12 protein-coding genes are annotated in these 13,411 nt (G+C 57.3%); 4 read left to right on the top strand and 8 right to left on the bottom strand.

Annotated elements, in window-relative coordinates; all coding sequences use genetic code 11:
• Positions 1–51 precede the first annotated feature (51 nt).
• The 3 genes from PH7735_RS09545 (at position 52) to PH7735_RS09535 (ending at position 3,327) form a co-directional block, all read left to right on the top strand.
• Positions 52–2,025: a heme lyase CcmF/NrfE family subunit gene (locus tag PH7735_RS09545; RefSeq protein WP_058311013.1), complete on the top strand. Its 1,974-nt coding sequence runs from the start codon at positions 52–54 to the stop codon at positions 2,023–2,025.
• Complete coding sequence (locus PH7735_RS09540; protein WP_058311012.1) at positions 2,022–2,474, top strand: cytochrome c-type biogenesis protein; 453 nt, start codon at positions 2,022–2,024, stop codon at positions 2,472–2,474. The genes PH7735_RS09545 and PH7735_RS09540 overlap by 4 nt, the downstream gene beginning before the upstream one ends.
• A 76-nt stretch (positions 2,475–2,550) precedes the next feature.
• Positions 2,551–3,327 (top strand): enoyl-CoA hydratase-related protein, encoded by a 777-nt coding sequence (locus tag PH7735_RS09535; protein ID WP_058311011.1) that lies wholly within the window; start codon positions 2,551–2,553, stop codon positions 3,325–3,327.
• 96 nt (positions 3,328–3,423) lie between these two features.
• On the opposite strand, the gene PH7735_RS09530 is transcribed toward PH7735_RS09535, so the two are convergent.
• The 3 genes from PH7735_RS09530 to gltX form a co-directional block, all read right to left on the bottom strand.
• A complete protein-coding gene (locus tag PH7735_RS09530) occupies positions 3,424–4,359 on the bottom strand; it encodes a calcium-binding protein (RefSeq protein ID WP_058311010.1) in 936 nt (311 codons plus the stop codon).
• A 207-nt stretch (positions 4,360–4,566) separates the two neighbouring features.
• The gene (gene gltA / locus PH7735_RS09525) at positions 4,567–5,862 is read right to left on the bottom strand and encodes a citrate synthase (RefSeq protein WP_058311009.1); all 1,296 of its coding nucleotides are present in this window, start codon (positions 5,860–5,862) and stop codon (positions 4,567–4,569) included.
• Positions 5,863–5,935: 73 nt separating this feature from the next.
• Positions 5,936–7,360: a glutamate--tRNA ligase gene (gene gltX / locus PH7735_RS09520; RefSeq protein WP_058311008.1), complete on the bottom strand. Its 1,425-nt coding sequence runs from the start codon at positions 7,358–7,360 to the stop codon at positions 5,936–5,938.
• 79 nt (positions 7,361–7,439) lie between these two features.
• On the opposite strand from gltX, the gene PH7735_RS09515 reads away from it, so the two are divergent.
• Positions 7,440–9,461: a ComEC/Rec2 family competence protein gene (locus tag PH7735_RS09515; protein WP_058311007.1), complete on the top strand. Its 2,022-nt coding sequence runs from the start codon at positions 7,440–7,442 to the stop codon at positions 9,459–9,461.
• Here the strand turns inward: PH7735_RS09515 and lexA are convergent.
• From lexA to PH7735_RS09490, 5 genes are all read right to left on the bottom strand, one after another.
• On the bottom strand, positions 9,458–10,171 hold the full coding sequence (gene lexA / locus PH7735_RS09510) for a transcriptional repressor LexA (protein ID WP_058311006.1): 714 nt from the start codon (positions 10,169–10,171) through the stop codon (positions 9,458–9,460). The genes PH7735_RS09515 and lexA overlap by 4 nt on opposite strands.
• A gap of 122 nt (positions 10,172–10,293) precedes the next feature.
• Positions 10,294–11,469: a molybdopterin molybdotransferase MoeA gene (locus tag PH7735_RS09505; protein ID WP_058311005.1), complete on the bottom strand. Its 1,176-nt coding sequence runs from the start codon at positions 11,467–11,469 to the stop codon at positions 10,294–10,296.
• Positions 11,466–11,942, bottom strand: a complete 477-nt coding sequence (gene moaC / locus PH7735_RS09500; protein WP_058311004.1) for a cyclic pyranopterin monophosphate synthase MoaC — start codon at positions 11,940–11,942, stop codon at positions 11,466–11,468. The genes PH7735_RS09505 and moaC overlap by 4 nt, the downstream gene beginning before the upstream one ends.
• The gene (gene trpC / locus PH7735_RS09495; RefSeq protein WP_058311003.1) at positions 11,942–12,757 is read right to left on the bottom strand and encodes an indole-3-glycerol phosphate synthase TrpC; all 816 of its coding nucleotides are present in this window, start codon (positions 12,755–12,757) and stop codon (positions 11,942–11,944) included. Before trpC ends, moaC begins: the two co-directional genes overlap by 1 nt.
• Positions 12,754–13,398 carry a uracil-DNA glycosylase gene (locus PH7735_RS09490; protein WP_058311002.1) on the bottom strand — a complete coding sequence of 215 codons (645 nt, stop codon included), beginning with the start codon at positions 13,396–13,398 and terminating at the stop codon, positions 12,754–12,756. Before PH7735_RS09490 ends, trpC begins: the two co-directional genes overlap by 4 nt.
• Between the last annotated feature and the right edge of the window lie 13 nt (positions 13,399–13,411).

Here is a 13,411-nt window from a genome sequence, read left to right as displayed (position 1 = left end):
CCTGTACGAAAGCCATTGGCCCGGAGGGCCGCGCGGAATATATACGAAGCCATGATAGCAGAGCTTGGCCATTTCGCCCTTATACTCGCCGCCTTTACCGCCCTGGTTCAGGCAATCGTCCCTCTTATCGGAGCGCACAAGCGCTGGCCGGGCTGGATGGCTGTTGCCGAACCTGCCGCAGGCGTGCAGTTCATTATGACCTTTGCGTCATTTATGGCGCTGACCTATTCCTTTGTGGTGTCGGATTTCAGCTTGCGGCTCGTGTCTTTGAACAGCCACTCGCTCAAGCCGATGCTGTATAAAATCAGCGGTGTTTGGGGCAACCACGAAGGGTCGATGCTCTTGTGGGTTCTGATCCTGACGTTGTTTGGTGCAACGCTGGCTTGGTTTGGTGGCAACCTGCCGCCAAGCTTGCGGGCGCGGGCCTTGGCAGTGCAGGCGTGGATCGCTTTGGCATTCTTTGCATTTATCCTGTTCACATCGAACCCGTTCCTGCGTTTGGGCGTGCCGCCGTTTGATGGCGAAGGCCTTAACCCGCTGTTGCAGGACCCCGGCTTGGCCTTCCATCCTCCCTTCCTGTATCTCGGCTATGTCGGGCTGAGCATGGCATTCAGTTTTGCCGTTGCCGCCCTGATCGAAGGCCGGGTCGACGCCGCATGGGGCCGCTGGGTGCGCCCATGGACGCTCGCCGCGTGGGTCTTTTTGACCATCGGTATCGCGCTGGGATCCTGGTGGGCCTACTACGAACTCGGCTGGGGCGGTTTCTGGTTCTGGGATCCGGTTGAAAACGCGTCCTTCATGCCGTGGTTGCTTGCCGCTGCGCTGGTCCATTCCGCCATTGTTGTCGAGAAACGGGAATCGTTGAAAAGCTGGACCATCTTGCTAGCGATCCTCGCGTTCGGCTTCTCTTTGATCGGCACGTTTATCGTGCGTTCTGGCGTGATTACCTCGGTGCATGCCTTTGCCAATGACCCTGAACGTGGGGTGTTTATCCTTGCCATTCTGGCGGTGTTCATGGGCGGTGCATTAACCCTGTTTGCCGCCCGTGCCAGCGCGATGGAGGCCAAAGGTATTTTTGGAACCGTCAGCCGTGAAAGCGCATTGGTTTTGAACAATATCTTGCTGGCTGTTGCGTGTTTCGTGGTGTTCATCGGCACCATCTGGCCGCTGATCTCCGAGATTTTCTTTGATCGCAAGCTGAGCGTTGGCGCGCCATTCTTTAACATGGCCTTTACGCCGTTCATGGTCATCCTTGGCTTTATCCTGCCTGTTGGGGCGATGCTGCCTTGGAAACGGGCGAACCTTGCCCGCACAACAAAGCCGCTTTTGCCAGCCTTTGTTCTGGCTGTCGCACTGGCCGGTTTGGCATGGTCCTTGCAGTCCGGCAAAAGCTTGATGGGGCCGGTTGGCGTGTTCCTCGGCACATGGCTTGTTGTCGGCTCGCTGGTTGATGTCATGAGCCGTACGGGCCGTGGCAGCTTGGGAAGCCGTCTGGGACGTCTTGCGCGTTTGCCTCGTGCAGACTGGGGCAAGGCCACTGCCCATTCGGGTCTGGGTGTCACTATGGTGGGCATCGCCGGTTTGATGGCGTGGGAAAGCGAAGATATTCGCGTTGCTTATATCGGAGAACCCTTTGAGGTTGGCGCATACGAACTGGTCTTGAACGACGTGAACACCGTTGAAGGCCCGAACTATATTTCGACCATGGGTGATGTCACGCTTCTTAAAAACGGGGAATTTGTTGCCGAACTCAATCCGGAAAAACGCGTTTATCCGGTGCGGTCGATGCCCACGACCGAGGCTTCGATTGACTATCGGTTCCTGCGGGACGTCTATGTGGTGATTGGTGACGCTCAAGATGATGGTGGATTTACCATGCGCACCTATATCAAGCCTTTGACGAACTGGATCTGGCTTGGATGTCTCATGATGTCTCTTGGCGGCGTACTTAGCCTGTCTGACAGGCGGTATCGTGTTGCGGCCGGTGCGCGCAAGGCGCCCTCTGCAGGAGTGCCCGCAGAATGAAACGTTTGTTGATGATCCTGGTTCTGGTGGCGTCCCCGGTGTGGGCCGTTCAGCCGGATGAGGTGCTGGACGATCCAGCGCTAGAGGCGCGTGCCCGCGAGTTGTCCAAAGACCTGCGTTGTCTTGTGTGCCGTAACGAGAGCATCGATGATTCCAATGCTGATTTGGCGCGGGATCTGCGCCTTTTGGTGCGTGAGCGTCTGGTGGCGGGGGACAGCAACGACGAGGCCATGGCCTTTATCGTGGACCGGTATGGCGAATATGTTCTGTTGAACCCGAAAACCAGCGGGTCCAACCTCGTCCTTTGGCTGGCCGGGCCTTTGATGCTTTTGCTTGCGGGCGGCGTGGGCGCTGTTTATCTGCGCCGCAGGTCTGTTGCGCCGGTTTCGGGTGAGGACGGTCTCAGCGACGAGGAACAGGCGCGTCTCAAAAAGATCATGGAAAAATGACGCGGGGTTTCGCTTGGAGTGAAATCCCGACAAAGTAAGGTTGGTCCCGAACAGGACGACGCGAGGGGAAATACCAATGGACTTTGAAACAATCACCTACACGCTGGAAGATGGTATCGCGGTGATCACGCTGAACCGTCCTGATGTGATGAACGCTCTGACGGCAACGATGCGCGCCGAAATCACACATGCCGTGATTGAGGCAGGCAAAACAGCCCGCGTTGTTGTCCTGACGGGCAAAGGCCGCGCCTTCTGCTCGGGACAGGATCTGGGCGATGGGGCGGACGCCGCAAATATGGATCTGGAACGCACCTTGCGCGACGAATATGGTCCGATGATCCGGGCCATCTCGGAATGCGACGTGCCGGTGATCAGTGCCGTGAATGGCGCCGCTGCAGGGGCAGGGGCCAATCTGGCACTGGCTGCCGACGTTGTGATCGCAACAGACAGCGCTTATTTCATGCAGGCATTTTCACGCATTGGTCTGATCCCGGATGCGGGTGGCACCTATGTGCTACCTCGTTTGATCGGATCGGCCAAGGCCATGGGGGCGTCGTTGTTTGCGGATAAGATTACGGCCAAACAGGCCGATGACTGGGGCATGATCTGGGAACATGTTCCCGATGACGCGTTCGAGGCGCATTGGAAGGCGCGTGCGGCACATCTGGCGAATGGACCAACCAAGGCCTATCACCGGATCAAGCAGGCCTTGCAGGCCTCGATGGAGAACTCTTTGGATGCGCAGCTGGCGCTTGAGGCGAAGCTGCAAGGCAAATGCGGTGGAACACGGGATTTCCAAGAAGGCGTGGTGGCCTTCCTTGACAAGCGATCTGCCAAGTTTGAAGGGCGCTGACCCCTAAAAACGCTTTTCCGAGTTGACGCAAAACGCCGATGCAAACATTTGCACCGGCGTTTTGGTTTTGTCGGGTCCTGTCTGATGTGTCTTGGGTCAGACCGCCGCCATTGTTTCTTCTTCGGCAGCATCCTCTGCGACCGAGGTGGACGACAATACAGTCGCCGCCGTGGCATTTGCGATTGTCATGGTATGGATGTTGTTCACCATAAGATGGACATCCTCGCCTTCCTGGGTGGCGCTCAGATCGGGCTCTGCCTCTCCGAAGGGGTAGATGACCAGAAGTTGGTCACCGTCTTCAAAGTCTGTGACCAAAGATTGCTCCTCGCCATCGTATTCGTCCGCAAACAGGCCAAAGGTATCTTCGCCCGCGCCGCCGGTGCCGGTATCATTGCCGCCAAGGTACAGCATGTCGACGCCTTCACCGCCATCCAGCGAGTCCGCGTCTTCTTCGCCATCAAGGGTGTCGTCACCTTCACCACCCAAGAGAGTGTCGAGGCCAGAGCCGCCCAAGAGGCTGTCGTTGCCCTGTTCCCCGTCCAGCATATCGTCCGACGTGTGACCGTCCATGACGTCATCGCCGGTACCACCAGTCATTTGGTCAAAGCCGCCGCCGCCGAACAAGGTGTCATTCGCCGACCCGCCGTCAATCGTGTCAGCCCCCGGGCCGCCGTTGATCGAGTCGTTTCCGGCCCAGCCCAGAAGCTCGTCATCGCCTTCAAGACCTTTGAGGGTGTCTTCGCCGCCTTTGCCGATAATCCGGTCGTCTTCATCAGTGCCGGTAATGCTATCGTCGCCTTGATCGCCTTTGACCGCTACGATCTGAGTGTCGTCTTCATCAGAATCCTCGTCGGCGTCCTCATCGTCATCCGACTCTTCGTCCTCGTCCAACATTTGTTCGGCGTCGTCATCCGCCATGCTCATGTTGTCATCGTCAGACTGGTTTTCGGAATTATCGTCGTCGTCATCAAAAATCTCGGTCAGGGCCCAACCCCAAAACGCAACGCCCAATACAACAGATAGTGCGATCATCTTCCGCCCCCCAAGAGCCAAATATTTGACATAAAATCGCCTTAATTATGGACAAACGCCGCGATGAGTCAAAGAAAGTTAATTTTTGTTAACCTTTTGGAAACAGTTTGAGGCTAGGGGGCGCATCGTTTCAACTTATTGCCGAAACAAAGAAAAACGCGCCACAGCAAAGCGGTGGCGCGTTCCAAAATCTTCGAAAAACAGGACTTAGCGGTTTTCGATATCCGAATAGTCACGCTCGGTTTCGCCAAGGTACAGCTGACGAGGGCGACCGATTTTGTGTGCTGGATCAGACAGCTGTTCTTTCCACTGCGAAATCCAGCCAACAGTCCGCGACAAAGCGAAGATGGGTGTGAACATTGAGGTTGGGAAACCCATCGCTTCGAGAATGATACCCGAGTAGAAATCGACGTTCGGGAACAGTTTCTTGTCTGCAAAGTATGGATCGCTCAGCGCGACGCGCTCAAGCTCTTTGGCAACCTGCAACAGTGGGTTGTCTTCAACACCCAGCAGATCGAGAACTTCGTCTGCCGATTGCTTCATCACGGTCGCGCGCGGGTCGTGGTTTTTGTAAACGCGGTGACCAAAGCCCATCAGACGGAAGGGGTCTTCTTTGTCTTTGGCACGTGCGATGAATTCAGGAATACGGTCCGGTGTGCCGATTTCTTTCAGCATCTCGAGACACGCCTGGTTTGCACCACCGTGTGCCGGTCCCCAGAGACAAGCGATACCAGCAGCGATACAGGCAAACGGGTTCGCACCCGAAGACGAAGCCAGACGAACAGTCGACGTCGACGCGTTCTGCTCGTGGTCGGCGTGCAGCGTGAAGATACGGTCCATCGCGCGGGCGAGGATCGGGTTCACTTCATACTCTTCTGCCGGAACAGCAAAACACATGCGCAGGAAGTTGGACGCATAATCCAGATCATTGCGCGGATACACAAACGGCTGACCCACGGTGTACTTATAGGCCATCGCAGCAATGGTTGGCATCTTCGCGATCAAACGATGCGAGGCAACTTCACGCTGGCGCGGGTCATTGATGTCTGTCGAGTCGTGATAGAACGCCGACATCGCACCGATGACACCCACGATGATCGCCATTGGGTGCGCGTCGCGACGGAACCCACGGAAGAAGTTGATCATCTGCTCATGCACCATTGTGTGACGCGTGATGGTGGTTTCAAAGTTTTCCAGCTCGGTCGCTGTTGGCAGATAGCCGTAAAGCAGCAGGAAGCAAACTTCGAGATAGTGCGATTTACCAGCCAGCTGGTCGATGGGATACCCGCGGTGCAGCAGGATGCCTTCTTCGCCGTCGATATAGGTGATGGTCGATTCACAAGATGCGGTCGAGGTAAAACCCGGATCATAGGTAAACACACCGGCCTGGCCGTACAGCTTACGGATATCCAATACATCCGGACCAGCGGTCGGCGAGTGGATCGGCAGTTCAAAGGACTTGTCGTCAATCGTCAAAGTCGCTGTTTTCTGGGTGTCAGACATTCGTGTTCCCTTCCTCTCATGCCCGGAATGCGGATCATCCGGGCGTTTTACGTTGTCGGTGGTTCAGGTTTGGTTAACCTTCCTTCACCTCCGGCTCATAATGTGATGCGTCCTCCAGGCGGGCGAGTGTTTCATCGCGGCCCAGAACGAGCATCATGTCAAATACGCTGGGTGTCACCGATCGTCCTGCAAGCGCCGCCCGAAGAGGGCCGGCCATCTTGCCGAATTTAATCTCTTTGGCTTCTGCGAAAGAGTTGGTGACAGCCTCCAATCCGTCACGCGACCAGCTAGCATTTTGCAGCTGCGGCGTCAATTCTTTCAGTATACCACGGGATACTGTATCGAGATTCTTTTGCGCCTTGGCGTCTGGTTGAAGTGGGCGGTCAACTAAAATAAATTCAGCTTTTTCAATGAGTTCAGGGAAAGTTTTCGCCCGCTCTTTGAGGCAATACATTGCCCGCGACAAACCGTCCTTCTTGTCGTCAGACAGCTCCGGCGCGTCAACAGCGGCCAGATATGCCACCAATTCGTGCAGCAGTGCGGCGTCATCGCTAACAGCGATATGCTGTCCGCACAGGTTTTCGAGCTTTTTTGTATCGAAACGGGCAGGGCTTTTGCCGATTCCATCCAGATCGAACCACTCCAGAGCCTGCGCATCGGAAAAGAACTCGTCATCTCCGTGACTCCAGCCCAGACGGGCCAGATAATTGCGCATGCCAGCGGCGGGATAGCCCATGGCCTGGTATTCCTGAGCACCAAGAGCGCCGTGCCGCTTGGACAGTTTTTTGCCATCAGGGCCGTGGATCAGCGGGATGTGTGCCCAGACCGGCAGGTCCCAGCCCATCGCGGTATAGATCATCATCTGGCGTGCGGCATTGTTCAGGTGATCATCCCCACGGATGACATGTGTCACGCCCATATCGTGATCATCCACTACAACGGCCAGCATATAAACGGGAGTGCCATCCGAACGTAACAGGATCATGTCATCCAGCTGATCGTTGCGAATGGTGACATCGCCCTGCACTTCGTCCTGAATGACGGTTGTGCCTTCCTGAGGGGCTTTGATCCGCACAACAAAGGGCGCATCCGGGTGGGTGCTGCTGTCCGCATCACGCCACGGCGAGCGATACAGTGTTGATTTGCCCTCGGCGCGCGCCGCATCACGGAAGGCTGCGATTTCATCCTGGGTGGCAAAACACTTGTAGGCTTTGCCTTCGGCCAGCAGTTGATGGGCCACTTCGGCGTGACGCGCTGCGCCTTCAAACTGGCTGATGACCTCACCGTCGTGGTCCAGACCCAACCAGTCCATGCCTTGCAAAATGGCGGCGGTGGCTTCGGGCGTAGAGCGTTCCCGATCGGTGTCTTCGATGCGCAGCAAGAACTTGCCGCCGCGCCCGCGCGCATACAGCCAGTTAAACAGAGCCGTGCGGGCTCCGCCAATGTGCAGATAACCTGTAGGAGATGGGGCGAAGCGGGTGACGACCTGGCCTGTCATGAGGGGATTAACCTTTCCGTAACCTAGAATGGACTAGCGTTTGGGCCTGTCTAGCGACCTGCCCGAGAGAGGACAAGGCTTGCGCATTTTTGAAGGGATTGGTTTGGCCCTTCTGGGCCAAAGAGGGCATCTGTTTGCCTGGGGACCTGTTGGTCTGGGGGGCGGGATTGGCCTGTATTTCCTGATGCCGGAAGAACCGGACCGTTTGGTTGTCGGCGCGCTGGTGATATTTGGATTTTTCTGCGCGGTTTTGGCTTTTCTTCAAAAACGGGCTTTTGCGCCTTTGATCTGGCTATGCGCCTTGCTGGCTTTGGGATTTGGTCTGGCTGCGGGGCGTGCGCATTGGGTGGGGGCACCGGTTCTTGAATGGCGCTACTATGGCGCTGTTCAGGGCCGCATCATAGGTATGGATCGCTCGGCGTCGGATGCGCTGCGTCTGACATTGGCGGATGTGACCCTTGAAAACATGCGGCCCGATCAAACCCCTGCGAAAGTCAGGGTGGCCATGCACGGCGAACAGGGGTTCATAACCCCGTCACCGGGAATGAGCGTCATGATGACCGCGCATTTGTCCCCCCCGTCCGGTCCGGTTGAACCGGGCGGTTTTGATTTTCAACGGCATGCCTGGTTCAAGGGCATTGGGGCTGTCGGCTATACCCGAACCCCTGTGTTAACGGCGGCACCACGACAAAACGGGGCATCGGTTTTTGCCTTTCGCATGAAGCTGTCCAAGGCCGTTCAGGCGCGCATGTCGCCGGATGTTGCGGGGGTTGCCGCCGCACTTACAACCGGCGACCGCAGCGGTCTGGACGAGACCACGGTTCAGGCGTTGCGCGCATCCAACCTTGCCCATCTTCTTGCAATTTCGGGCCTTCATATGGGGTTGCTCGCCGGGGTGGTGTTTGCTGCGGCCCGTCTGGCGTTTGCGCTGCTTCCCGCGGTTTCACTCAGGCTTCCGGCAAAGAAAATCGCAGCGGGCATAGCACTTGGCGCGGCTGCGGCCTATCTCGTCCTGTCCGGAGGAAGCGTCGCGACGCAACGCGCCTTTGTCATGGCTGCGGTCGCGCTGATCGCGGTCATTTTGGATCGGCGTGCCTTGTCGTTAAGAGCGGTGGCTTTGGCGGGTCTGGTCATTTTGTGCCTGCGCCCCGAAGCATTGCTGAGCCCGGGGTTCCAGATGTCATTTGCAGCCACAACAGCACTGGTGGCGGTGTTTGCTGTGATGCGGGATCAAGAGGTGCGCCTCGGCCCCAAGTGGGTGCGTGCCTTTGCAACATTGTTTCTGTCTTCCTTGGTGGCCGGATTGGCGACAGCCCCTTATGCGGCGTCAAATTTCAATGTGGTGTCGCACTATGGATTGCCGGCCAATCTTGTCGCCATGCCCGTGATGGGACTGGTTGTGGCGCCTTCGGCGGTTCTTGCCGTGTGTCTGGTGCCATTGGGCCTCGAGGGGGTGGGGCTTTGGGCCATGGAGCAGGGGCTGCGCGTTATCATGACGGTGGCAAAGCTCGTGTCCGAACAAGACGGAGCCCAAGGGTTTATCCCAAGCCCGCCACCGGCCTTTTTACCCGTTTTCAGTTTGGGTATGTTGTGGCTGATCCTGTGGCAGGGGCATCTGCGTTGGATGGGCGTGGCGGTTGCGGTTGTGGGGCTGGGGCTGTGGGCCGACACAAATCGCCCGGACGTTCTGATTTCTGACACGGGTGGGTTAGTGGGCGTCCTGACACCCAAAGGGCGCGCCCTGAGCAAAGATCGCGGGCAGGGGTTTGTGGCCCTCAACTGGTTGGCAAACGATGGCGAAAACATCACCCAGCCACAGGCTGCAACGCGGTGGCCCGAAGTGGCGGCGCAACAGATCACGCATGTTAAGGGCAAGCGGGCGGTGGCGGCGTTTCAAACATGTCCGCCCCAGATGGTCGTGGTGGCAAATTATCCGCTCGCCAACACCTTGCCCTGTCAGGTCTATGACGCCAACAGCCTCAGACGCACGGGCGCAATTGCCCTGTATCGTCTTTCGGACGGGACGTGGCAGGAACACACGGCCCGCGCCGCTAGCGGGCGGCGTCTTTGGAACACGCCAGAAATCCGTACTGCGGATTAATAGGTGCGGATAAGTCCAACCAGACAGCCCTGAACCTTGACCATGTCTTCGGGATAAACACGGGTTTCATAGGCCGGATTGGCCGCTTCCAAAGCAATCGACGTGCCATTGTGGTGGAATTTTTTCAGGGTTGCCTCCTGATCTTCAACCAGCGCAACGACGATATCGCCATTATTGGCGGTGCTTGCTTCTCGAATAATCACCGTGTCGCCATCGTTGATGCCAGCGTCGATCATCGAGTCGCCTTTGACTTCCAGCGCATAATGGCTGCCTGTGGCGCGCAACATCTGACCGGGCACGGCGACGTGGTGGTCAACATGGCTGATCGCTTCGATCGGGACACCCGCCGCGATCTTGCCCATCACGGGCAATTCGCGCGCATGCATCACAATCTCTTCCGGCGTGACATTTGCGGGCTGGGTAGGCGAAGGGTGCGGTCCGTCAATGACCTTGGGCTGGAAACCGGATGTCGGCGCACTCGGGACACCGCCCATGCTCTCTGGAAGTTTGACAACTTCGATCGCGCGGGCGCGATGGGCCAGCCGCCGGATGAACCCGCGTTCTTCAAGTGCCGTGATCAACCGGTGAATGCCAGACTTGGACCGTAGGTCCAGCGCATCCTTCATCTCGTCAAAACTGGGGGGCACACCATCGCGTTGCACGCGGGTATGAATAAATTCCAGCAAATCGAGTTGTTTTTTGGTCAGCATGACAAATCCCCGGGGTTCTTGAACGACAGGTATATTACCTTTGTTCTACGCATGTTCTCGTTTTGTGTCAAATATTTTGCGAACATTTGAGAACATGCCTCAAGATGAGGTGTCTTGGAATGCTATAAGGGGACGTAGCGGACCGTTTCGCCACTGACCCGTTCGGGATCATGCGGTGGCCTGATCAAAAGGGCATTGGCTTGGGACAAAATCGTCAGCAAAGATGAATCCTGACGCTCGAATGCGGTGATGCGGCCTGCTTCGACGCGTGCCCGCATATAGTGTTGGCGCGGCCCATTTGCAGAAAGGGGCGCAGCAAGCAAAGCGGTTTCTTCTTGTGGCGCTGACGGGCCAAGCCCGAGCATTTGGCGGATCACAGGGGCCATAAAGATATGTCCGCACACCATGGCCGAAACAGGGTTACCGGGCAGGCCGATCATGACCGCACCATTTTCCAGTCGGCCGGCCATCAAGGGTTTGCCGGGCCGCATCGCGATTTTGTAAAAGCTGCGCGACATGCCCAGATCAACGGCCACGTCGCCCACCAGATCATGATCACCGACCGAGGCGCCACCGATTGTGATCACCAGATCTGCGTCATCCGCCATCGAGAAGGCTGTCTCGAGCGAACTGCGGGTGTCTTTTGCGATTGGCAACAGGCGCGCTTCGGCGCCTAGATCGCGCAACAAGGCCTGAAGCCCGAAGCTGTTCGAGGAAATGATCTGGTCGGGGCCGGGTGTCTCACCGGGCATGACCAATTCATCACCCGTCGACATGATGGCCACGCGCGGTTTGCGGATGACGGGGACATTTGCGATATTCATGGACGCCATGAGCGCAATGTCCGACGGCGTCAGAACGCGCGGCGCCGACAAACGATCGCCTTCGGAAAAATCCCCTCCGGCGGGGCGGATGTGAAAACCGGCGTCGATCTTATCACCAAGCGTGATCGTGCTGCTGTCCCGGCTCACGTCTTCCTGAATGACCACGCGGTCCGCCCCCACAGGCACAGGTGCGCCTGTGAAAATCCGTACGGCCTGACCTGTTGTGACAGTGCCCGAAAACCCGTGTCCTGCTGCAGCTTCGCCGATCACCTCAAGGGTGGCACCAGACACGACATCCTTGGCGCAAACGGCATATCCATCCATAGCAGAGGCCGAAAAGGGCGGCTGGTCGCGGCGCGCAAAAACGTCCTGGCCAAGTACACGCCCGTTTGCCTTGGACAACGGAACGCTTTCGCTTTCCAAAGGTCCGGCAAGGGCAAACAGGTGGGAAAGGGCCTCTGAAACCGAGATCATGTCGCCTCGTATCTCCCTGATTTTCCACCATCTTTCAGGATGACGCGGATGCCGCCGATTTCCATATCTTTATCAACGGCCTTTGACATGTCATAGACCGTCAAGGCGGCGACATTCACCGCCGTCAGCGCTTCCATTTCGACACCGGTCTGGCCGGTTGTCTTAACCGTGGCCTCGATGCGTACTCCGGGCAGATCGGCATCGGTGGTCAACTCGACCGAAACCTTCGTGATGGGAAGCGGATGGCACAACGGGATCAATGTCGCACATTGCTTGGCCCCCATGATGCCAGCCAAACGGGCAACCCCGAGAACATCGCCCTTTTTGGCTCGACCTTCGGCAATAATCGCATGGGTTTCGGGCTTCATACGCACCCAGCCTTCTGCGACAGCCACGCGTGATGTGACGGCTTTTTCCGAAACATCCACCATATGGGCATCGCCCTTGCCGTCAAAATGGGTCAAACCCGACATTAAAACGCCCCCGGCTGCATCAATGGATCAGCAAGCAACTCGCGTGTGGCCGTGGCGACATCATCCTTGCGCATCAGGCTTTCCCCGATCAGGAACATGCGCGCACCATAACGTGCCATATCCGCAAGGTCGGCTGGCGTGTTCAGCCCGCTTTCGGACACGACATAGCGGTCTGCAGGCACCAGTTTAGACAGCTCGCGTGTGGTATCCAGTGATGTTTCAAAGGTTTTCAGATTGCGGTTGTTGATGCCCATAAGGGGCGATTTCAACTTGGTTGCGCGTTCCAGTTCGATCGCATCGTGCACTTCGATAAGCACATCCATGCCCCACCCAAAGGCGGCATCTTCCAGTTCCTGCGCCTGCGCATCGCTGACCGAGGCCATGATGATCAGGATACAGTCCGCACCCAATGCGCGGGCTTCGGCCACTTGATAGGTGTCGTACATGAAATCCTTGCGCAGCGCAGGCAGGTTTGTGGCCTCGCGTGCGGCGGTCAGATATTTTTTTGCGCCTTGAAAGCTGGGGGTGTCAGTCAAAACCGACAAACATGTCGCGCCACCGTCTTCATAGGCTTTGGCCAACACGGGCGGATCAAAGTCGGGGCGGATCAAACCTTTGGACGGCGAGGCTTTCTTGACCTCGGAAATCAGGCCATAGCCTTGGCGGCTGGCTTGGAACAGCGCGTCGGCAAAGCCGCGAATGGGCGATGCATCGCGCGCTTCGGCCTCGACTTCGGTCAAAGGTTTCGCGGCTTTATCGGCTGCAACCTCTTCCAGTTTATAGGCTTTGATTTTGTCCAGAACGGTTTGGGTCATGCGGTGATCCAGTTAATTTGGGACTCGCCCCGAGCGGCAAGCCAGTCGTTGATACGCGAAAACGGACGAGAACCGAAGAACCCTTTTCGCGCAGAGAGAGGGGATGGATGTGCGGTTTCGATCAAGAGGTGATCACCCGGACGTATATGTTTGGCCAATGCCTGTGCATGATTGCCCCAAAGCACAAAAGCGGTGGGGCGTTTGGACACTTCGTCAAGGATCTGATGGCTCAGGGTTTGCCACCCCAAGCCTTTGTGGCCATTGGCTTCTTTTGCGGGAACGGACAGCACGGTGTTTAAAAGAAGAACACCCTGGTTGGCCCAATGCCGCAGGTCGCCATTCACAGGAGCTTGCCCCAGATCGTCGACCATTTCCTTGTAAATATTGTTCAGGCTGCGGGGCAGTGGACGCACATCAGGCTCGACCGAAAAAGACAGCCCGTGCGCATGGCCCGGAGTCGGGTAGGGGTCCTGTCCCAGAATCACGACACGCACCTGTTCCGGCGCAGTGTTCATCAGGGCCGCAAAACGGTGTTCTTCGGGCGGAAGAATCTCGCGCGTGTCCTCTTGCAAGGCGGCTTCGATCCCCGGAAGGGACTCGGAAAAGAACGGCAAGAAAGACCAGCGTTCTGGTATCTGCATGAAAGCCGCCCCC

This window comes from Shimia thalassica (assembly GCF_001458215.1).
GTDB lineage: Bacteria > Pseudomonadota > Alphaproteobacteria > Rhodobacterales > Rhodobacteraceae > Shimia > Shimia thalassica.
Note: the sequence above shows the minus strand (reverse complement) of the source record. Positions and strands in the feature narration are given on the sequence as shown.